Consider the following 19561-nt stretch of genomic DNA (forward strand, 5'->3'; position numbering starts at 1 on the left):
TTTAATAGAGGAGGCGCGATGAAGCCTGCCGGTGCGGGTCTGCTCGCCGGTCGGACGGCCGGGACGCTCGGGCTGTACGCCGCCTTCGGATGTCTCGGCTACCTGCTCACCGCGCTCGGCGCGATCCTTCCCGAACTGCGGGAGGAACGCGGCCTGCCGCGCACCGAGGCCGCCCTGTACCCCTCCGCCTTCGCCCTCGGGCTGGTGGTCGTGGGGCTGACCGGGCACCGCGCGGCGGAGCGGCTCGGGCGCGCCGGGATCCCCGTCGCCCTGGCCGCGCTCGTCGGCGGCGCCGCGCTGCTCGCCGCCTCCGGCGGACGCCTCGGCACGGCCGCCGGCGCCCTGGTCCTCGGCCTCGGCGGCGCAGGTCTCGTCCAACTCGTCCCGACCGCGCTGCGCGCCGCGCACCACGGCGATGGAACGATCCAGATCGGGGAGGCCAACGCGGTCTCCAGCGCCGCGTCCGTGCTCTCCCCGATCCTCATCGGCGCCGCCCTGGCCCACGGCCTCGGCTGGCGCACCGCCTTCGCCGCCCCGCCCCTCCTCGCGGCCGCCGCCCTCCTCCTGCTCGTCCGCCCGCACCGCATCCCCGCCGGGGTCGACCGGGCGCCCGCCCAGCCCCCGCGCAGCGCGCCCGTCGGCGCCGCCGCCGGTGCCCGGCCGACCGATGCCGGCCCTGCGGAAGTCGGGCCCACCGGTGCCGGGCCTGCCGCCGCAGAGTCCGCCGGTGCCGGGCGAGACGGGACGGGGTTCTGGGGGCGGTGGGTCGATCTCGTCCTGGCCGTGGGGGTCGAGTTCTGCATGGTGTTCTGGGCCGCGGACTTCCTCGGGAGCGCCAAGGGGCTGGGCTCGGGGGCCGCGGCCACGCTGTCGGCGGGGTTCGTGCTCGGGATGGCCGCCGGGCGGGCGGTCGCGGGCCCGGTCGTCCGGCGCGGGGGACGGCCCGACCGGCTGCTCGCGCTCGCGGCGGCCGTCGGGATCGGGGGTTTCGCGGTGCTGTGGACGTCGCCCGCGCCGGTCGCGGTCGCCGGGCTGGTGGTGACGGGGCTCGGGGTGGCGCTGCTGTACCCGGTGATCCTGGGGCAGGCCCTCGCCGCGCGCCCGGCCGAGCCGGCGCGGGCCGCGGCGCGGTGCGCGCTCGCGTCCGGGGTGGCGATCGGCGTCGCCCCGCTCGTGCTCGGGGCGCTCGCCGACCTCACCACCCTGCGCGCCGCCGTGTTCGTCGCGCCCGTCCTGCTGCTGGCGCTGCTGGCCCGCTGCGGGCGGCGGCTCAGAACGGGACCGGTGTCGTGACCGCGCCCGCCTGGGCGAGGATCGCCGCGGCGTCGTCCACGGCGGGGAGCCTACCCGCCGGCGAACGAGCAGTCGGGGGGATTGTCCGGGGGCTGGACCTCACCGGCCGGGAGCGGCAGCGGCGCGTCCTTCACCGTGTACCCCTCCAGCCATTTCCCGAATGGACCGGAACTGTTCGTGCTGAACGGCGCCGGCCCCTCGCCCATCTGGTGGCACTGCGGGAAGACGACGCCCCAGGAGAAGCCCATCCGGTCGAACCTGTGGCCGCGCGGCGACTGGTAGAACGTCAGGTTGGCGCGCTTCTCGTTCGCCGGAATGCCGTGCTCGTCGTCCTGCCGGATTCCGGACACGACGGCGACGGGCCCCGCCGCCATCACGTAGTCGACCTCGATCGAGCCCCAATGGTGCTTCGACGGCCCGCCGGGCTCGTCCGGCGCGTAGTGGTCGAACTTCACCGTCCCCCGTGCGGCGCCCATGACGATCTTGCCGTCGACGACCTTCCACGGCCCGCCGTGCGTGTCGACGACGAACCGCCGGTACGGGTACTCGGGGTCGCCCGGGTACTTCACCCACGCGTCCCCGGTCACGTGGGCCTCCTTGGGAAGCGGCCCCCTGTCCTGCGCCATCGCGCTGCCCGTGCCGACCGCCCCGGCCGCGCAGAGCACGGCGGTTCCGGCGACCGCGGCGCGTCTTCTCCGTGACATGCGGATCCCCTTTTCCGCGGACGTCCCTCGCCCGCGTCCACACGCTCTCAGCGCGCCTCGGGGCCGCCCTTCCCCCGCACGGGCGATGCCGCTCACCCGCGCGGCGGAATGTCAGCTCACTTTGCCGCGGACGTAGACCCACACGCCGTCATGGCGCACGAACCGGCTGACCTCGTGCAATTCCCCGGGCTCCGTGCCCGCCAGGTAATGGGCGCGGAATTCCACGACGCCCTTGTCGTCGTCGGGGCCGCCGCCCTCGGTGCGGACGATCTCCAGTTCCGTCCAGCGCATGCCGTCCTCGAAACCGATCCGCTCCGGGCGGGTCGCCGGGTGCCAGGTCGCCAGCAGGTACGCCTCGTCCTCCACCGCGAACGCGCTGAACCGCGACCGCATCAGCCGCTCCGCCGTCGCCGCCGTCTCCTCGCCCCGGTGCAACGGCCCGCAGCAGTCCCGATACCGGGGGCCGCCACCGCAGGGACATCTCTTCGCCACCCCCCGATTCTGCCTTGCGGAACGGCATCCGCGCGGCGACGATGAGCGCCGTGCGCGCCCGGCGACCCCCGCGGCGGAATCCTTCGCGGAGGTGTCGTATCGGGCCTTCGGCCGATCGTCTAGGGGGTGAGAGAGCCGCTCGACGCCACCAGAGGAGCACGTCATGGACCTGACGATGAACACGATCGACATCGTGGTGTCCGACATGGACGCCGCCATCGCCTTCTACCGCCGGCTCGGCCTGGAGTTCAAGGTCGACTCCGCCTACCCCGACCACGCGGGCTGCGACCTGCCCGGCGGGCTGCACATCATGCTCGACACCGAGGCGTTCCGGGTCCCCACCCTGCCCGGCTGGACGAGGCCGTCCGGCGGCGCGCGGAACTTCCTCGCGTTCCAGGCCGCGGCCCCCGAGGAGGTGGACGCCAAGTACGCCGAGCTGACCGAGGCGGGGTACACCGGGGTCAAGGAGCCGTGGGACGCGTTCTGGGGGATGCGGTACGCCACCGTCCTCGACCCGGACGGCAACGGGATCGACCTGTACGCGACCCTGCCCGCCGGCTGACCGGCCGACCCCGACGGAGGGGAAGACGCAAGTGAAGTACGTTCTCATGTTCGTCGAGACCGAGGAGTACGCCCAGGAACTGGCCGCCATGAGCGAGGGCGACCGCCAGGCGGCGTACGAGCGGGTCGCGGAGTGGTTCGCCCGGTATTCGGCCCAGATCACCCATCACGCGCATCTGGAGCCCGCGCACACGGCCACCACCCTGCGCCTGGACGGGCCGGACCCGCTGCTCACCGACGGCCCGTTCGTCGAGGGCAAGGAGGTCGTGAGCGGCTACGCCGAGGTCGAGGCCGCCGACCTCGACGAGGTCCTCGCCATCGCCCGCGGCTGGCCCGCCTGCCCGGTCGTCGAGATCCGTCCGATCACCTGAGGGACCGCATCCGGTGACCGACGAGGCGCACGCCGAGCTGGCCCGCGTGGTGCGCGAGCACGCGGGCCGGCTGACGGCGTGCCTCATCCGGACGCTCGGGGACTTCGCCGCCGCCGAGGACGTCATGCAGGACGCCGTCGAGACGGCCCTGAGGCGCTGGCCCGAGGAGGGCGTCCCCGACCATCCGGACGCCTGGCTCCTCACCACCGCCCGGCGCCGCGGCATCGACCTGCTGCGCCGTCGGGCCAACTACCGCGACAAGCTCGCCCGGCTCCAGTGGCCGGTGCCCGGCGAGCCCGACGACCGGCTCAAGCTGATCTTCGTCTGCTGCCACCCCGCGCTCCCCGTGGCCGCGCAGGTCGCGCTCACGCTGCGCACCGTGTGCGGGCTGACGACCGGGCAGATCGCCGCCGCGTTCCTGGTCCCGGAGACGACCGTCGCGCGGCGCATCACCCGCGCCAAGCGCAAGATCACCGACGCGCGGATCCCGTACCGGATCCCGTCGGACGACGAGCTCGACGCGCGGGTGAACCAGGTCCTCGCCGTCGTGTACCTGCTGTTCAACGAGGGCTACCTGACCAGCGGCGGCGACCGCCCGCACGCCCGCGACCTCGCGGAGGACGCCGAATGGCTGGCCGGGAGCCTCGCCTGGCTCATGCCGCGCGAGCCCGAGGTCCTCGGCCTGCTCGCCCTCATCCGGCTCCACCAGGCCCGCACCGCCGCCCGCTTCGACGGCGGCCACCTCGTCCCGCTGCGCGACCAGGACCGCGGCGCCTGGGACCACGAGGCCGTCGCCGAGGCCTCCCGGCTCATCGCCCGCGCCGCCGCGATGAGACGGCCCGGGCCGTACCAGCTCCAGGCCGCCATCGTCGCCTGCCATGCCGAGGCTCCCACGTGGGACGACACCGACTGGACGCAGATCCTCGTCCTGTACGACATGCTCCTGCGCATGACGGACACGCCGATCGTCCGGCTGCACCGCGCCGTCGCCGTCCGCTACGTCCAGGGGCCGGCCGCCGCCCTGGACGCGCTCGCGCCGCTCGCCGGGGCCCTCGACGGCCACCACCTGTACCACGCCGTCCGCGCCGAACTGCTGCGCGACCTGGGCCGCCGCCTTGAGGCCCATACAGCCGACCGCCGCGCCCTCGCCCTGGCGGGGAACCCGGCCCAGCAGGCCCTCCTCGCCGAACGCCTCAGCTGGACGTGACGCCTTGCCCGGCCGCCGCGCGCGGGGCCGCCCGACAAGATCGTTTTGTGAGGCTTGGCCGACATCCCGGGCGGGCACGTAAATGATCAAGTTCGGATCGCCCCGGGGCCGGCGCGCCGCGGAGGCGATCGTCCGACCTCGACGGAGAGGGACTCGATGGCGACTCTCAGATCCGCCCGCCGGCTTCCGCTGGCGGTCGCGGCGGCCGGCGCCGCCGCGCTCGGGCTGTTCGCGCCCGCCGCGGGCGCCGACGTCCGGTACGAGCCGGGCGCCCCCGGCATCGGCGACCCCTACTTCCCCTACCTCGGCAACGGCGGGTACGACGTCACGCACTACCACCTGAAGACGGCCTACGACCCCGGCACCGACGAGCTCACCGGCACGACCACCATCAAGGCGACCGCCACCCAGAACCTCTCCAGGTTCAACCTCGACTTCTACAAGATGAACGTGCGGTCGGTGAGCGTGAACGGCCGCAAGGCGTCCTACGACCGCACCGGCGAGCGCGAGCTGGAGATCACCCCGCCGAAGGGGCTGCGGAAGCGGAGCGCGTTCACCGTGACCGTCCGGTACGACGGGGTGCCGGAGGTCCTGAGCGGCCCGATCATCTTCGACCTCCCGTACGGATTCGTCCCCACCAGGGACGGCGCGACGGTCATGGGCGAGCCCAACGGCGCGTCCACCTGGTTTCCGGCGAACGACCACCCGCGCGACAAGGCGCTGGTCACGCTGGAGACGACCGTCCCCCAGGGCCTCAAGGCGATCGGCAACGGACGCCTCGTGAAGCAGTGGACCGCCCACGGCAAGGACACCTTCCTGTGGCGGGAGGACCGGCCGATGGCGACGTACCTGGTGACCAACTCGATCGGACGGTTCAACGTCTCCACGACGACCACCCCCAAGGGCGTCCCGCAGCTCGACGCGGTCGACCCGGACATCGCCTCCGACCCCGACGCGCTGAGCACGCCGCGCCACACCACGCGGGTCACCGACGAGCTGGCCGGCTACTTCGGCGACTACCCGTTCACCAGCACCGGCTCCATCGTCGAGAACGACAACGTGCCGCCGCTCAATCTCGAGAACGCGCTGGAGACCCAGACCCGCCCCACCTACCAGAGCCCGCCCATCGAGCGCGGTGTCGCGCACGAGATAAGCCACCAGTGGTTCGGCGACAGCGTCTCGGTCCGCGACTGGAAGGACGTCTGGCTGAACGAGGGCTTCGCGAAGTGGGTCGAGTGGTACTGGGCGGAGAAGCACGGCGGCCAGTCCGCGCAGCTGTCGTTCGAGCAGTCCTACGAGAACCCGCCGCCCATCCAGCCGGACCGGCCCCCGTTCTGGGACGTCGTGCTCGCCGACCCGACCCGCGACCAGCTGTTCCACCGCGCGATCTACTTCCGCGGCGCGATGACCCTGCAGGCCCTGCGGCACAAGATCGGTGACGGGCCGTTCCTGCGGCTCGTGCGCACGTGGGTGGCCGACAAGCGGTACGGCAACGGCAGCACCGGGGAGTTCGAGGCCCTCGCCGAAAGGATCTCCGGTCGGGACCTGGACGCCTTCTTCGAGGTCTGGCTCCACAGCCCCGGGAAACCCGCGAACCGGTGATCCCGCCCTGGGGCCGGCAACCCGCCTGCCGGTCCCTCGGCCCTCCCGGCGCGCGGGCGGATCCCGCGATACCGCTCCGGGCTCAGTCCAGCAGCAGGCCCATGTAGTACTCGTTGACCCGGTGCCCCTGGACGTCCAGCGCCGCCCGCCGGAGCCCCTCCACCTGGAAGCCGCAATTCAGATAAAGCGCCAGGGCGTGGCGATTCTGCTCCATGACGGTGAGTTCCAGGCGTCGCATTCCGCGCGTCCGCGCCTCCTGGACCGCCGTCCGCATCAGCGCTCCGCCCAGACCCCGGCCGCGATGGCCCGAGCGCACTCCGGCGATCACGCGGCCGGTGCGCTTGGCCCTGGCGTAGGGGAGCACCACCACGTCGACGTAGCCCACCGCCGCGGGCCCGTCCAGCGCCACGACCAGGTACGACAGGTTGCGTCCCTCGGCGCAGGCGGCCAGGCGCAGCTTCAGCGGCTCCAGGTCGGGCTCCCGCTCGCCGGGCTCCAGGAGCATGAACTCCGTCTCGTTATCCAGAATGTGCTGCAACTCCGCCAGAGCCGACGCGTCTCCCGGACGCGCCAGCCGGATCAACGGATCATTAACCGTCACGCCCTCAGTGTGCCAGATTCAAATAGACCCCATTTTCAACCAAACGCCGCAACTGCGTCCCAAATCCGCAAGAAACGAGCCGTCAACCGGTAACGGCGCCGCTCACCGCCATTACCTTCCGCGCGGCGCGCCCGCGCCCGCCGGGGCCGCCCTCCGCCTCCGGCAAGACCGCGGGCCCGGAATCGGGGTGGGTTCCGGGCCCGTTCTCGTCATGGCGCCTCTCGCCCTTGGGGGCGGGGGCGCGACCGTCGGCACGCACGGCGGACCGGACGATCTTGATCAGTGCTGCCCTCCCTGATCGGGGACGGCCGGACCCTCGCCACCGTCCGGCGGTTCGTCGCCGACCCTCGTCCCCCTGCTGGAACCGGGAACCCCCAACCTCGACCACCCCTGACCCCGGGGAGCCAGGGGCGGCCCGGCACCGTCAGCCGGGACGCTTGACGGCCGTCTGAAGGCCGATCCCGGTGCCGGTGAGGACGGCCGGTGCGTCCGGCGCCAGACCGGCGTCCCGCTGCCACTGGGCGATCTCGTCGGGCGACCACGTGCCCGCGCGGCTCGTCAGCCCGAAGTAGAAGTCGGTGAGCGCGCCGAACTGGCCGACCTCCCCGGTGGGGTCGAGGCGGAAGGGCTCGATGACGGCGTGGACACCACCGGGCCGCAGCGCCCGGGCGGCGCGTTCGGCCAGGGTCCGGTTCTGCTCGGCGGTGAGGTGGTGCGCGACGCTCGCCAGCAGCACGACGTCGTAGTCCTCGGTACCGAGATCGTCGTGCAGAGCGTCGCCCTCGCGATGCACGACGCGGTCGCCCATCCCCTCGGCGGCGAGCAGCGGTGCCGCGTGTTCGACCGCCTCGGGCAGGTCGAGGACCACGGCGGACAGCCCGGGATGTTCCTGGCACAGGGCCACCGAGTAGTACCCGTGCGACCCGCCGATGTCCAGCAGGGCGCGGGCGCCCGCGGGAACGGGGATCAGCCGTGCCGCCTCCTGCGCGGGGACGGTCGCCAGCGCACGCATACCGCGCTGGTAGGCCGCCCACTCCAGGTCGTCCAAGTGCTCGTGGACGTCCACCGGCCGGCCGGTGCGCACGTACTCGACGGCGTGCCCCATCACGTCCCACTCGTAGAACTGGAACTCCAGCTTGTCGGCCAGGGAGCGCGGACCGCGGCGCGGGAGCCAGGTCCCTGCCTGCGGAGTCAGCGAGTAGGTGTCGTGGTCGGCCCGCAGGTATCCGGCCCCGACGAGCGCGAGGAGGAGCTTTCCGGTGGCCTGCGGGTGGGTCCGGCAGCGTTCGGCGACCTCCTCAAGCGTGGCGGGGCCGCCCGCGAGAGCGTCGAAGACGCCCAGGTGCGTCGCGGTCATCACCACCCGTGCCAGGGTGAACGCGAACTGCGTTTCGAACAGCGGCGTCGGGACCAGCCCCGCCTCCAGCGCTCGGCGCTCCTGAGGACTGTCCGGGATCACTCCGATTCTCATGCTCTCCCCCTGACGGCGGTCGACTGAACGGCCTCGGTACGTCGAGTCTCGCCGAGTCGGCCCAGCCCGCCCTTGGACACGCGTGCACACCCGTTGGCCGTCAATGCGGCCGGACTTCCGGATGCCCGGGTGAGCGGACGAGACGGCCGTGGCCACCGCGTCTTCGGCGAGTGCGCGGATCGTCAAGGACCGCGCACCGTCCTCCATGGCGGCAGCGCGCCTGCGGCCCCGACGCTTGCCTGCGGTACCGGCGGACGAGGCTCCGCGGACGGGAGGAAGGATGACCAGGCACTGGACGGCGGTCGTGCTCGGCTGCGCTCTCGCCGCGGGGACGGCGGCGTGCCAGGTGCCCGGACGGGCGGGAGGCGGTCCAGGCCCCAGCGGCGGCGAACGCGCGCTGCGGCGCGGGCCGCTCGTTCGCGAGGGCTACTTCGACGGCGGTGGCGCGACGAGGATCGCCTTCGACTCGGCCGAGCTGGCCGGCGCGGCCCGGCAGGCGGTCGCCCGAGCGGCCGCTGATCTGAACGACCGGGCCGACCCCGCCAAGCCGGTCACCGTCGTGGGCCATACCGACGGCCGGGGAGCGCCCTCCTACAACCAGCCCCTGTCGGAGCGACGCGCCGCCGCCGTGCGCGACGCGCTGCGACAGGCGACCGGCGCGCGGCGCTACCGCTTCCAGGTCGCCGGGAAGGCGGCCGACGAGCCGATCGCCGAGGAGACGACCGCCGCCGGAGCCGACAACCCCGCGGGCCGCGCGCGCAACCGGCGCGTCGAGATCTCCTACGCGCTTCGCCCGGCGACGGGCACCGACCGCCCCACCGGAACGCCTGGCGTCGCCAAGCGCGGAGAGGCGGGACCGCCCTCCCGGTTCCGCGACGGGGACGGGCCGGTGGTGGCCGAGCGCACCGCGACCGTCGACACCGCCGCCGGGTCGGGCGGTGAGCGCTTCCGGCTCCGAGTGCACCCGTTCTACCGGGACGGCTCGTACCTGATCGCCGTCTTCGACCTCACCGACATCGGCGGTCGCAAGCTGGGCAGGCCGCCCGGATTCCGCGGGTACTTCCGCGCGGACGACTTCCTCGGCGGCGACTACGGCGCGTTCCGAGTGACGACCGGCGACGGCACCACCTACCGGGCCGTGCGGCAGGGCGCCGCGACCGAGGGCGTCACCGGCGCCTTCCTCAGCGGAACCCTCCTCCTGGATGAGCCCGACCTGCCGCAGCGCACCTACATGTACGTCCCCGCCCCGCCTCGCGACACCACCAGGGCCACCTTCGACGCCGGTCCCTTCGGAAAGATCCCCAACGTGCCTCTCCAAGGACCATGAAATGAGCACGAACTACGTTTTCGCAGGCAGCGATCTCATCGAACGCCAGCTGCGGTGCATCTCCGAGACCTTCGACGAGGCCACCGCCCGGACACTGGGCACGACCGGGATCGGACCGGGATGGCGGTGCCTGGAGGTCGGCGCCGGGAACGGATCGGTCGCCGGGGTGATGGCCGCCATGAGCGGGCCCGGCGGCCACGTGATGGCGACCGATATCGACATCGGCCACCTGCGCGCCACTGACGGAGTGCAGGTGCGGCGCCACGACATCGTCCAGGACCCGCTGCCCGAGGCGCACTACGACCTGATCCACGCACGGCTGCTGCTGATGCATCTGCCGCAGCGGCGTGCGGTCGTCGAGCGGCTGACGCGGGCGCTGCGTCCCGGCGGCTGGCTGGTGACCGAGGACTACGACCTGTCGGGACGGCTCAGTCTCGTGGCCGCGCCCTATCGGGAGGCCTCCGGGCTCGTGGCCAAGGCATGGAACGGCCTGCGGACCGTGTTGAGCGAGGCCGGGGTCGATCTGGCGTGGGGCGGCCAGGCGCGCCATGCGTTCATCGAGGCCGGGCTCACCGACGTGTGCACTGAGGCGATCGGCTTCTCGGGCGGACCCGGCTCGCCGGGACGCGAACTGGTCCCGATCGCGATCGAGCAACTGGGGCAGCGCCTCATCTCCGCCGGACTCCTCACGGCGGATGAACTGGGCTCCTGCCTCGCGGCGCTCAGGGCCCCGCACGCCATCGTCTTCACCCCGCCGTACGTCGTCACGCTCGGCTGTCGCGAAGGCGGTTGACCGCGCGCTCCGCATTCGTTCAGATGGGCCCATAGGGCCTCTGCGAGGTTCGCTTGCGAGGCGCTGATCGAAGCCATGCCGGGGGAGGGGGCGGCGGTCGTGAGAACGCTGTTCAGCACCGATGACGTGCCGGACGCCGAGCGGCACGGCTACTGGCAGCACATGCACCGCGAGGCGCTGGCCGCCGAGTACGTCTTCCCGAACGGCCGGCACGACTGGTTCCGCGGTCACTGCGCCGTCACGCAGGTCGGAGCGATGAGAGCGACCGTGCTGACCTGCGCCGGCGGCCCGGCTCCCGGGGTGGGGGAAGGCCGCCGCACCCCCGGATTCACCGAGCAGCTCGACGGCTACGAGCTCAAACTGGCGATCGCCTGCGAAGAGTTCGCCGTGACCCAGGACGGCCGCCGGGCAGACCTGCGCCCAGGGGACTTCACCCTCACCGACCTCGCCCGGCCGTCCTCGGCGAGGGTCGCCGGCCGCCGCTCCAAGAAGGTCGTCTCCATCACCATGCCCCGTGCGCTGCTGCCGTTGCCGCCGGCCCAGGTCGCGCGGCTCACCGCCGTCCCCATGCCCGGGCAGGAAGGAGCCGCCGCCCTGGCATCGACCCTGCTCCGGCGCGTCACCGCGGACGCCGGCGCCTACCGGCCCGCCGAAGCCGTCCACGTCTCCAACGCCCTGCTCGACCTGGTCGCCGCCGCCCTCGCCGGACGCCTCGCCATGCCTGCGGCAGTGCCGCCCGAGGTCGAGCGCAACGCCCTGCTGCACCGCATCTACGCCTACCTGCACCAGCGCCTGGACGACCCCGCCCTGACCCCGCGGCAGATCGCCGCCGCCCACAACATCTCGCTCCGCCAACTCCACAAGCTGTTCGAGAGCGAGGAGTGCACGGTCGCCGAATGGATACGCCGCCGACGCTTGGACCGCTGCCGCCGCGACCTCACCGATCCCGCCCTGTCCACCCGTCCGGTCGGCGCCATCGCCGCCCGCTGGGGGGTCCGCGACCCCGGCCACTTCAGCCGCCTCTTCCGCGCCGCCTACGGCGTCCCGCCCGGCGAGTACCGGACCCTGTACACGCCGCGCCACCGACCCTGGTGATCGGCCACGCTCGCCGACCCGGGGGTGTCAGACGGCCCGGTGGACGGCGTTGTGGAAGCCGTCGAGAAGGTGCTCGGCGAAGAGGCGGGCTACGAGCTCACCGCGGGTGGTGGTGCCGGTCTTGCCGAAGACGGCCTTGATGTGGTCGCGCACCGTGTGGGCGGAGAGGGTGAGCGCGGCGGCGATCTCTCTCGTGGTGAGTCCCCGCGCGAGCAGCATGACGATCTCGGTCTCCCGTTCCGTGAGGCGGTAGGACTCCAGCAGGATCGGGGTGAGGTCCGCGGCCCTCGCCGGTTCGATCACCATGGCGACGTCGCCGGCGCCGCCCTGCATGGGACCGGCGGTGACCCGGAACCAGCGGCCCGAGCGGCCCCGCACCCGCGTGACGAGCCGGCTCGCGGTACGGGTCGACCGGGCTCGCGTCGCGACGGTGCCGAGGATCGTGGGCAGACCGGGTTCGTCGACGCCGGTGGTGCGAAGGTCGTCGAGGAGTTCGCCGGCCTCGACGGTGAGGTCCCGGATCCCGTTGGCGCCGTCGACGACGACCATCGCCGTGGGGGTGGCCGCGTCGGCTTCGAGCCTGCACGCGCTGCTCTTGACGGAGCGGGTGATCAACGGCAGGAGAGCCTGGACGTGCTCGACCTCGCGGCGGGGGAACGGGCCGTCCGCGGAGGCCCGGAGGAGGGCGGCGACACCCCAGCATCGGCCCCCCACGACGAACGCGGCGCGGAGTTCGTCGGCGACGCCCAGAGGGGCGTACAGGTCGGTGTAGATCGGCGCCCGCACGAGGTCGCCGTCCGTGGCCTCGAACAGCGTGGCGACCGGTTCGGTGCTGCGGGCCAGGGTGTTGAACTTGTTGAAGCCGGGGGTGAGGAGCTCGTTGTCCCAGAAGGGGCCGCAGGCGTCCGGCGAGAACCCTTCGACCACCCCGCCGGTCGGCAGCAGCGTGCGGGGATCCACCGTCATCACCGCGCACCAGGAGAAGCGCGTGACCGCGTGCAGCGCCGCCACGGTCTCATTGAGCACGGTGACCATGGGAGTCTCCGCCGTCACCTCCCGAAGGAGGCGGTCACGGGCGCGGGTGAACTGCTCGGTGCGCACGCAAGCAGGCTACGAGGCGTGCGCCCGCGCCGCCATCCCGCGATTGAGGGGGCCGACCGTCCGGACGGGGGGCGTCCTCCACCAGGTCAGGGGATTCTCGCCGGACGTGCACGCTCCGTACGTTGCGTTCATCGACTCACCCGAAGGGATCGCGATGACCACAGCGGAGGCGGCCTCCGCCGCGCAGCCCGTACGGGCCGCCCTGGCCGGCATTCAGCACGTCGGACTCACCGTCACCGACGTCGAGGCGAGCGCGGCCTGGTACCAGAGGGTCCTGGGGCTCCGGCGTCAGTTCGACGAACCGCACCATCGGAGCGACAAGGGCGGCTACTCGATCGTGCTGGGCACGGACGACATGGCGTTCAACGTCGGGCTCGACCACCACCCGGGGAACGGAGGGGAGGGGTTCGACCCCGTCAGGACCGGCCTGGACCATCTCTGCCTCCAGGTGGCGTCGCTGGACCAGTTGCACGCGTGGACGGCGCGGCTCGACGCCGAGGGCGTCGCGCACTCCGGCGTCTACCCGATGGAGGGCATGCCGATCTCGCTCCTCACCTTCCGCGACCCCGACGGGATCCAGCTCGAGCTGATCGCCTTCCACTCCTGACCGCCCGAGAACGACCGGAGGACCCATGGACACCACGCGACCGCAGCAGACCACGCCGCCCGAGGTCATGGACGAGGTGCTCGCCCGCCACTTCGCCGCGGAGGAGGCCCACGACCGGCCGGGGATCCTCGCCACGCTCACCGATGACGCCGAGCACGAGCCGGTGGGGTTCCCCGGCGCCCCGTTCCACGGACACGACGAGCTGATGGGCTTCTACGAGGCGCTGTTCACCGAACTGGAGCAGGTCGCCGTCGAACCCGTCCGCCGGCTCCACGGCCCCGGCTTCCTCGTCGACGAGGTGCAGTACCGAGGCAGGGCGTACCGGAACTTCATGGGCTTCGACTTCGGGCCGGACGGCAGGCCGGTCGACTTCCGGCTCCTTCACGTCTGCGAGTTCACCGGCGACCGGATCAGCCGCGAGCAGGTGTGGCTCGACGTGAACGCGATCCGAGCCCAGGCAGGCTGACGGAGCCGTCCCTGGGCCCGAGCCGGACCCGAGGCCGTCTGCGGAGGGGGGCGTGACAGGATGTGAGCTGTCGTGTCCCCCATGCCTCCGCTCAGGTCAGTGCGCGCGTCGATCTTCGCGACGGTGTGCGTGATCCTGACGTGCCTCGGGCACTTCACGGCGTCGGGCCGTCCGATCGCCGTCTGGGCGGTCGGCGCGGCGTTCGCGGGCACGCTGGGGTTCGCGTACGTCCTGGCGGGGCATGAGCGGTCCCTGGCCACGATCATGGGCGGGCTGCTGGGCGGCCAGTTCGTGCTGCACACGCTGTTCACCGCCGGTCACGCGCACCATGCGGCTGGCCCTCCGGCCGCCCACCACGATGACGCCTCCAACGGTCTCGGCATGACGCTGGCGCACCTGCTGGCCGCGGTCGTCTCGGCCTGGTGGCTGCGGCGCGGTGAGCGCGGCGCCTGGCTCCTGGCACGCCTGGCGGCCGGGGCCCTGCTACGCCCGCTGCTGCTGTCCCTGCAGGTCGCGGAGGTCCTCGACGGACCTGCCGTGGTCCCCGGCGAAGCCGTCCTGCCGCGCCCGCGAAGCCCGGTGCTGCGGCACGTCCTGGTCCTGCGCGGCCCTCCGGCCGGTGCTCTGGCGCTTTGACGCGCCCGATGTGACAACCCCTGCCGCGGGTTGTCTTCACCGTGCGCTCACGCACGGTCCGTTCCAGCACCAGCCGAAGGACTTCACATGCTCAGCAAGAACGACGTGCGCCTGCCTGCCCTCTTTGCGGGCCTGGCCGCCTCTTCCCTGCTCCTCGCCGCCTGCGGCGGTGAGGCATCCGACACCGCCTCTCCGGACGCGCCGGCGGCCCCCGCGGCCGGGAGGGCGGCGGCGCTGACGGTGACCGATCCCTGGGTGAAGACCGCGGACAAGGGCATGTCGGCGGCGTTCGGCAGCCTGGTCAACCCGACCGGCGCCGACGTCACCGTCGTCTCGGTCACCACCCCGGTCTCGCCGAAGGCCGAACTGCACGAGGTCGCCGGCACGGGCGGCATGACGAAGATGCGGCCGGTCAAGGGCGGCTTCGTCGTCCCCGCCGGCGGCCGGCTCGAACTCAAGCCGGGCGGGTTCCACATCATGCTCATGGACGTGAAGACCCCGATCAGGCCGGGTGACCGGGTCGCGTTCACCCTCACCTTGAAGGACGGCGCCACGGTCCCGTTCAGCGCCCTCGGCAAGGCCTTCGAGGGCGGCAACGAGTCGTACGCGCCGGAGGGCTGATGTCCGCGCAGAACCTCAGCCGGCGGGCCCTGTTCACCGGCGGGGCGGTGGTGGCGGCCGGACTGGCCGCCGCCTCGTCCTGCGGCCCCGACCGGCCCGCCGGGACGCGACCGCACGACCAGCCGCCTCCCGGGATCGAGCCCTTCCACGGACCCCACCAGGCCGGCATCGCGACGTCCCCGCAGACCCACGCCGCGTTCGTCGGCTTCGACCTCAGACCCGGCGTCGACCGCGCCGGACTCGGCCGGTTGATGCGGCTCCTCACCGACGACGCCCGCCGCCTCACCCAGGGGCGGCCGGGCCTGGCCGACGCGCAGCCGGAACTCGCCGATCTCCCGGCCCGACTCACCGTCACCTTCGGGTTCGGCCCCGGCCTGTTCGCGGCCGCCGGACTGGAACACCAACGACCGCTCGCACGGCTGCCCCGTTTCGACGTCGACCGCCTGGAGGACCGCTGGAGCGACGGCGACCTGCTCGTCCAGGTGTGCGCGGACGACGCCGTCACACTCGCGCACGCCGTGCGCTTCATCGTCAAGGACGCCCGGGACTTCACCGCCGTCCGCTGGACCCAGCGCGGTTTCCGCCGCACGGCCCAGCCGCCGGGCCAGACCCAGCGCAACCTGATGGGGCAGCTCGACGGCACCGTCCAGCCCGCCGACCTGGCCGGATCCGTCTGGATCTCCGATGGCCCCGCCTGGCTGCGCGGCGGGACGACGATGGTCCTGCGCCGGATCCGGATGGACCTCGAGAAATGGGACCGGGCCGACGACGCCGCCAAGCAGTTCGCGATGGGGCGCGACATCAGGACCGGAGCCCCGCTCACCGGTGAGCGCGAGCACGACGAGCCCGACTTCGCCGCCAAGAACGGCAACGGCTTCCCGGTCATCCCCGAGGAGGCCCACATCCGCCTCGCCCGCGCCGACGACCCGTCCCTGCGGATCCTCCGCCGCGGCTACAACTACGACGAAGGGATCACTCGGGAAGGCGTCGCGGATTCCGGTCTGCTGTTCGCCTGCTACCAGGCCGACCTCGACCGTCAGTTCACACCCGTCCAGAAGCGCCTCGCCGCCTCCGACATGCTCAACCTGTGGACGACGCCCATCGGCTCGGCCGTCTTCGCCGTCCCACCCGGCTGCCGACCCGGCGGCTGGATCGGCGAGACCCTGCTTGCCTGACCTGTGAACACCTGGTGTTCCGCCGCATGACGGTCAGCGCGTCCTGCGGCGGAACACCGCGTAGCCGCAGCCGGCAGGAAGAGAGCCTTCCCGACCTTCGGGCTTCGGCGAAGGGACTTTCGTCCCTGGGGCGGGCACGGCCGAGCCGAGAGCCTTGGCCGGTCCGCTGGACCGGTCCGGCCGCGACAGGCCGGATCGACGCCGTTCCCGTCCCGAAAGGTCTGTGCCATGCCCGCCACGCCCGACGCCGACTCCGCCGGTTCCCGTCCCGCAGACTGCTTCCCGGCGTCCGAGACCGCGTTGCTGCGCGACCTGGAGCCGGTCGTCGCAGCCGAGGTGGACCGGCATCTGTCGGCGGCCACGGACTGGTCCCCGCACCAGTACGTGCCGTGGAGCCGGGGACGTGACTTCGAGTTCCTGGGCGGCGAGGGCTGGGAGCCGGGCGACTCCACCGTGTCCCCGGAGTCGCGGGAGGCGCTCCTGGTGAACCTGCTGACCGAGGACAACCTGCCCTACTACCACTCCGCCATCTCCCGCATCATGGGCGGTGACGGCGCCTGGGGCTTCTGGGTGAACCGGTGGACCGCCGAAGAGGCCCGGCACAGCATCGTGATCCGCGACTACCTGACCGTCACCCGTGCCGTCGACCCCGAGGAGCTCGAACGGTACCGGATGGCCCACATGCAGGGCGGGTACCAGCCCGACCATGGAGAAAGCCTCCTGCGCGGCCTCGCGTACGTGTCGTTCCAGGAGTTGGCCACCAGGGTGTCGCACCGCAACACCGGCCAGGTGTCGGGCGATCCGATCTGCGAGCAGCTCATGGCGCGAGTGGCGTCCGACGAGAACCTCCACATGGTCTTCTACCGCAACGTCATCGCTGCGGCCTTCGAGGCGGCGCCGGACGAGACGATGCGGGCGGTCGCCGACGTGGTCACCGGGTTCCAGATGCCCGGCCACGCCATCGACGGGTTCTGGCGCAAGTCGGTCGCCATCGCGAACGCGGGGATCTACGACCTGCGGCTGCACCACGACACCGTCCTCAAGCCGGTCCTGCGGTACTGGCGGGTCCACGACCGTACCGACCTCGGACCGGCCGGAGAGGCGGCCCGCGAGCGCCTCGCGGCCCACCTGGAAAGCCTGAACACCGCGGCCACCCGATTCGAGGAGCGCCGCGCCGAACGCCGCGCCCGCCAGGCAGCCCGCGGGCAGCAGTGAGAACGCACCTCCGCCGATGACCGGAGAACTCAATCAGCTCGGTCTCCGATGCGCGGGTCGACCGGGGTGAGGACTCCGAGCCGGTCCTCTACGGCCTGAGCCGCGTCCAGGCACAGGTCCTCCCGGAACGCGCGCCCGACGATCTGCACTCCGGTGGGGAGCCCGTCGACCACGCCGGTCGGCACGGCCACACCGGGCACGCCCACGAAGCTGGTCACGCTGCACAGGCGCAGTCCGGCGCCGACCCGGTCGCGCCCCGCCCTGTCGCGCGACTCCAGCCCCGGCTCGACCGGCGGCTCGGTGAACGAGGGGCCGAGCAGCAGGGGGTACGCGTCGAGGAACTCGGCCCACGAGCGGCGGATCGCCATCCAGGTGCCCATCAGCTTCATGAACTCCTCCGCGCTCGCGGGCGGGGTCCGCTCCATCGCCATCCCGATGTAGCGGTCCCCGCCCTCGCCGAGCAGCTTGCGCACCACCGGCCAGGTCGGGGCGAACTCGGTCACGGTGATCCGGCCGTACGCCTCCGGAGCCTCGTCCAGCCGCGGGACGTCCGGCACTTCGCGCACGTCGTAACCGGCGTCGCGGAGTGCGCCGGCCGCGGTCTCGATGGCTCCGCGGACCGCGGGGTGGACGCCGTGCCCGCCGGGGTCCGCCACCACCGCGACCTTCAGCGGCCCGGGGAGCGCTTCGCCGTACGCGGGCACCGGCACGGCCCGGGGGTCTCGCGGATCGATGCCGGCCAGCACCTCGTAGACCAGCCGCAGGTCGCCCACGCACCGGGCCAGCGGGCCGTCGGTGACCAGCATCTGGGACGCCGGGCCCGGATCGTCCGGGCCGAGGACGCGGTGGTCCGCCGGAAACCGGCCCGTGGACGGCTTCAGCCCGGCCACACCGCAGAACTGCGCCGGGACGCGCACCGACCCCCCGGAGTCGTTGCCGAGGCCGAGCGCCGCCATGCCCGTGGCCACGGCCACTGCGTCGCCCCCGCTGGAGCCGCCCGGGGTCCGGCCGGCGTCCCACGGATTGACCGTGTCGCCGAAGAGCTCGCTGCGCGTGTGCATCCCCGCCAGGATCAGCGTGGGGATGTTGCTGTGCCCGATGGGGACGGCCCCGGCCGCGCGCAGCCGCGCCACCGGGGGCGCGTCGGCCGGTGCCACCAGATCCCGGAAGCGCTCCGTGCCGAACGTGGTCGGTACACCTTCGACGGCGGTGCTCTCCTTCACGGTGAACGGCACGCCCGCGAGCGGTCCCAGCGCTTCACCGGCCGCTCGCCGGCGGTCCGTCTGCTTCGCGGCCTCGCGTGCGCGCTCCGCCAGGAGCTGCGTGACCGCGTTCACCTGCGGGTTGACCTCGGCGATGCGGTCGAGGTGGCTGTCGACCAGCTCGACGGCGGAGACCTGCGCTCCGCGCACTGCCTCCGCCTGGGCGGCGGCCGACATCTTCCACAGGGCGTCCTGCATGGCCGTTCCCTCCTCACGTACCGATGCGCTCGCATCGAAACCCTGACCGTACCCTGGAACCGATACAAGCGCATCGAATAAAATGCACCGCGAAGCGAGCACCGTCGGAGCGCAGGAGAGGCATGCCCAAACAGGTGGATCACGTGAGCCGGCGCCGCCTCATCGCCGAGGCCGTCTGCGGCCTCGCCGACGAACGCGGCCTCGAAGGCGTGACGCTCCGCGACGTCGCGGCCCGCGCGCAGGTGTCCATGGGCGCCGTTCAACGGTGCTTCCGCACGAAGGAAGAGATGCTCGTCTTCGCGCTCGGGCACATCAGCGAGCGGATCAACGAGCGCGTACAGGCCCGCCTGGTCAGGAGCCCGGCCCAGTCGCCCGGCACCGCCCTGGGCCACGCGGTCACCGAGGTCTCACTGCTCAGGGAGGAGCACCGCGCCGAGGCCAGAGTCTGGCTCGCCTTCGTCGCCCAGGCGGCCGTGAGCCCGGCGCTCGCCGACACGCTGAAGACGAACTATGCAGCCCTGCAGGAGGCGTTCACCCGCCTCATCTCGGAAGCCGCCGGGCACGCCGCCCCCCTCGACCCGCAACGCGAGGCCCGCACCCTCCTAGCCCTCGCAGACGGCCTCACCACCCACGTCCTCATAGGCCACCTAACCCCCCAAGAGGCCCACGACGTCCTCCACACCCACCTGACCACCCTCTGGAAAACAACGGAGGGACCGACCTCCTCGCTTCAGAGCTCGTGACTCGAAGCGCACAAAGATGA

The 19561-nt window shown here is 72.7% G+C and carries 21 protein-coding genes; 15 read left to right on the forward strand and 6 right to left on the reverse strand.

Annotated elements, in window-relative coordinates; all coding sequences use genetic code 11:
* The first annotated feature begins 18 nt into the window (after positions 1-18).
* Positions 19-1293: an MFS transporter gene (locus tag AB0C21_RS25725; RefSeq protein WP_500207507.1), complete on the forward strand. Its 1275-nt coding sequence runs from the start codon at positions 19-21 to the stop codon at positions 1291-1293.
* Positions 1294-1343: 50 nt separating this feature from the next.
* On the opposite strand, the gene AB0C21_RS25730 is transcribed toward AB0C21_RS25725, so the two are convergent.
* Positions 1344-1997: a hypothetical protein gene (locus tag AB0C21_RS25730; RefSeq protein ID WP_500207509.1), complete on the reverse strand. Its 654-nt coding sequence runs from the start codon at positions 1995-1997 to the stop codon at positions 1344-1346.
* A gap of 111 nt (positions 1998-2108) precedes the next feature.
* Positions 2109-2489 carry a YchJ family protein gene (locus AB0C21_RS25735; RefSeq protein WP_500207510.1) on the reverse strand — a complete coding sequence of 127 codons (381 nt, stop codon included), beginning with the start codon at positions 2487-2489 and terminating at the stop codon, positions 2109-2111.
* A 163-nt stretch (positions 2490-2652) separates the two neighbouring features.
* Between AB0C21_RS25735 and AB0C21_RS25740 the strand changes: the two genes are divergently transcribed.
* The 4 genes from AB0C21_RS25740 (at position 2653) to AB0C21_RS25755 (ending at position 6230) form a co-directional block, all read left to right on the forward strand.
* A complete protein-coding gene (locus tag AB0C21_RS25740; protein WP_353818133.1) occupies positions 2653-3051 on the forward strand; it encodes a VOC family protein in 399 nt (132 codons plus the stop codon).
* A gap of 31 nt (positions 3052-3082) precedes the next feature.
* Entirely contained in the window at positions 3083-3421 is a 339-nt protein-coding gene (locus tag AB0C21_RS25745) for a YciI family protein (protein WP_500207512.1), read from the forward strand.
* Positions 3422-3434: 13 nt separating this feature from the next.
* Positions 3435-4628, forward strand: coding sequence for an RNA polymerase sigma factor (locus tag AB0C21_RS25750; protein WP_500207514.1), 1194 nt, complete (start codon positions 3435-3437; stop codon positions 4626-4628).
* A gap of 156 nt (positions 4629-4784) precedes the next feature.
* Complete coding sequence (locus AB0C21_RS25755; RefSeq protein ID WP_500207515.1) at positions 4785-6230, forward strand: M1 family metallopeptidase; 1446 nt, start codon at positions 4785-4787, stop codon at positions 6228-6230.
* Between the two features lie 82 nt (positions 6231-6312).
* Here the strand turns inward: AB0C21_RS25755 and AB0C21_RS25760 are convergent, their stop codons facing one another.
* Complete coding sequence (locus tag AB0C21_RS25760) at positions 6313-6831, reverse strand: GNAT family N-acetyltransferase (RefSeq protein ID WP_353818130.1); 519 nt, start codon at positions 6829-6831, stop codon at positions 6313-6315.
* Positions 6832-7255: 424 nt separating this feature from the next.
* A complete protein-coding gene (locus AB0C21_RS25765) occupies positions 7256-8302 on the reverse strand; it encodes a class I SAM-dependent methyltransferase (protein WP_500207517.1) in 1047 nt (348 codons plus the stop codon).
* A 280-nt stretch (positions 8303-8582) separates the two neighbouring features.
* On the opposite strand from AB0C21_RS25765, the gene AB0C21_RS25770 reads away from it, so the two are divergent.
* From AB0C21_RS25770 to AB0C21_RS25780, 3 genes are all read left to right on the forward strand, one after another.
* On the forward strand, positions 8583-9629 hold the full coding sequence (locus AB0C21_RS25770) for an OmpA family protein (protein WP_500207518.1): 1047 nt from the start codon (positions 8583-8585) through the stop codon (positions 9627-9629).
* Position 9630: 1 nt separating this feature from the next.
* Entirely contained in the window at positions 9631-10422 is a 792-nt protein-coding gene (locus AB0C21_RS25775; RefSeq protein WP_500207519.1) for a class I SAM-dependent methyltransferase, read from the forward strand.
* A gap of 99 nt (positions 10423-10521) precedes the next feature.
* Complete coding sequence (locus AB0C21_RS25780) at positions 10522-11517, forward strand: helix-turn-helix domain-containing protein (protein WP_500207520.1); 996 nt, start codon at positions 10522-10524, stop codon at positions 11515-11517.
* A 27-nt stretch (positions 11518-11544) separates the two neighbouring features.
* Here AB0C21_RS25780 and AB0C21_RS25785 read toward each other — a convergent pair whose 3' ends face one another.
* On the reverse strand, positions 11545-12618 hold the full coding sequence (locus tag AB0C21_RS25785; protein WP_500207521.1) for a helix-turn-helix transcriptional regulator: 1074 nt from the start codon (positions 12616-12618) through the stop codon (positions 11545-11547).
* A 154-nt stretch (positions 12619-12772) separates the two neighbouring features.
* On the opposite strand from AB0C21_RS25785, the gene AB0C21_RS25790 reads away from it, so the two are divergent.
* From AB0C21_RS25790 to AB0C21_RS25815, 6 genes are all read left to right on the forward strand, one after another.
* Entirely contained in the window at positions 12773-13225 is a 453-nt protein-coding gene (locus tag AB0C21_RS25790; protein ID WP_500207523.1) for a VOC family protein, read from the forward strand.
* Positions 13226-13250: 25 nt separating this feature from the next.
* Positions 13251-13691 carry a nuclear transport factor 2 family protein gene (locus tag AB0C21_RS25795; protein WP_500207525.1) on the forward strand — a complete coding sequence of 147 codons (441 nt, stop codon included), beginning with the start codon at positions 13251-13253 and terminating at the stop codon, positions 13689-13691.
* Between the two features lie 99 nt (positions 13692-13790).
* Entirely contained in the window at positions 13791-14327 is a 537-nt protein-coding gene (locus AB0C21_RS25800) for an MFS transporter (RefSeq protein WP_500207527.1), read from the forward strand.
* 87 nt (positions 14328-14414) lie between these two features.
* A complete protein-coding gene (locus tag AB0C21_RS25805) occupies positions 14415-14948 on the forward strand; it encodes a copper chaperone PCu(A)C (RefSeq protein ID WP_500207529.1) in 534 nt (177 codons plus the stop codon).
* On the forward strand, positions 14948-16123 hold the full coding sequence (locus tag AB0C21_RS25810; RefSeq protein ID WP_500207530.1) for a Dyp-type peroxidase: 1176 nt from the start codon (positions 14948-14950) through the stop codon (positions 16121-16123). Before AB0C21_RS25805 ends, AB0C21_RS25810 begins: the two co-directional genes overlap by 1 nt.
* Before the next feature lie 228 nt (positions 16124-16351).
* Positions 16352-17338, forward strand: coding sequence for an acyl-ACP desaturase (locus AB0C21_RS25815; protein WP_500207532.1), 987 nt, complete (start codon positions 16352-16354; stop codon positions 17336-17338).
* Positions 17339-17367: 29 nt separating this feature from the next.
* Here the strand turns inward: AB0C21_RS25815 and AB0C21_RS25820 are convergent, their stop codons facing one another.
* Positions 17368-18798 (reverse strand): amidase, encoded by a 1431-nt coding sequence (locus AB0C21_RS25820; RefSeq protein ID WP_500207534.1) that lies wholly within the window; start codon positions 18796-18798, stop codon positions 17368-17370.
* 122 nt (positions 18799-18920) lie between these two features.
* Here AB0C21_RS25820 and AB0C21_RS25825 point away from each other — a divergent pair, with 122 nt between their 5' ends.
* Positions 18921-19541: a TetR/AcrR family transcriptional regulator gene (locus AB0C21_RS25825; RefSeq protein ID WP_500207535.1), complete on the forward strand. Its 621-nt coding sequence runs from the start codon at positions 18921-18923 to the stop codon at positions 19539-19541.
* The last annotated feature ends 20 nt before the right edge of the window (positions 19542-19561 follow it).

It is taken from the genome of Spirillospora sp. NPDC049024 (assembly GCF_040649235.1).
Lineage (GTDB): Bacteria > Actinomycetota > Actinomycetes > Streptosporangiales > Streptosporangiaceae > Spirillospora.

Bases quoted from the DNA above. Each gene is read 5' to 3' on its own strand.
- AB0C21_RS25725 (WP_500207507.1), top strand. From the start codon at position 19: ATGAAGCCTGCCGGTGCGGGTCTGCTCGCCGGTCGGACGGCCGGGACG.
- AB0C21_RS25730 (WP_500207509.1), bottom strand. From the start codon at position 1,997: ATGTCACGGAGAAGACGCGCCGCGGTCGCCGGAACCGCCGTGCTCTGC.
- AB0C21_RS25740 (WP_353818133.1), top strand. From the start codon at position 2,653: ATGGACCTGACGATGAACACGATCGACATCGTGGTGTCCGACATGGAC.
- AB0C21_RS25755 (WP_500207515.1), top strand. From the start codon at position 4,785: ATGGCGACTCTCAGATCCGCCCGCCGGCTTCCGCTGGCGGTCGCGGCG.
- AB0C21_RS25765 (WP_500207517.1), bottom strand. From the start codon at position 8,302: ATGAGAATCGGAGTGATCCCGGACAGTCCTCAGGAGCGCCGAGCGCTG.
- AB0C21_RS25770 (WP_500207518.1), top strand. From the start codon at position 8,583: ATGACCAGGCACTGGACGGCGGTCGTGCTCGGCTGCGCTCTCGCCGCG.
- AB0C21_RS25775 (WP_500207519.1), top strand. From the start codon at position 9,631: ATGAGCACGAACTACGTTTTCGCAGGCAGCGATCTCATCGAACGCCAG.
- AB0C21_RS25790 (WP_500207523.1), top strand. From the start codon at position 12,773: ATGACCACAGCGGAGGCGGCCTCCGCCGCGCAGCCCGTACGGGCCGCC.
- AB0C21_RS25795 (WP_500207525.1), top strand. From the start codon at position 13,251: ATGGACACCACGCGACCGCAGCAGACCACGCCGCCCGAGGTCATGGAC.
- AB0C21_RS25805 (WP_500207529.1), top strand. From the start codon at position 14,415: ATGCTCAGCAAGAACGACGTGCGCCTGCCTGCCCTCTTTGCGGGCCTG.
- AB0C21_RS25810 (WP_500207530.1), top strand. From the start codon at position 14,948: ATGTCCGCGCAGAACCTCAGCCGGCGGGCCCTGTTCACCGGCGGGGCG.
- AB0C21_RS25815 (WP_500207532.1), top strand. From the start codon at position 16,352: ATGCCCGCCACGCCCGACGCCGACTCCGCCGGTTCCCGTCCCGCAGAC.
- AB0C21_RS25820 (WP_500207534.1), bottom strand. From the start codon at position 18,798: ATGCAGGACGCCCTGTGGAAGATGTCGGCCGCCGCCCAGGCGGAGGCA.
- AB0C21_RS25825 (WP_500207535.1), top strand. From the start codon at position 18,921: ATGCCCAAACAGGTGGATCACGTGAGCCGGCGCCGCCTCATCGCCGAG.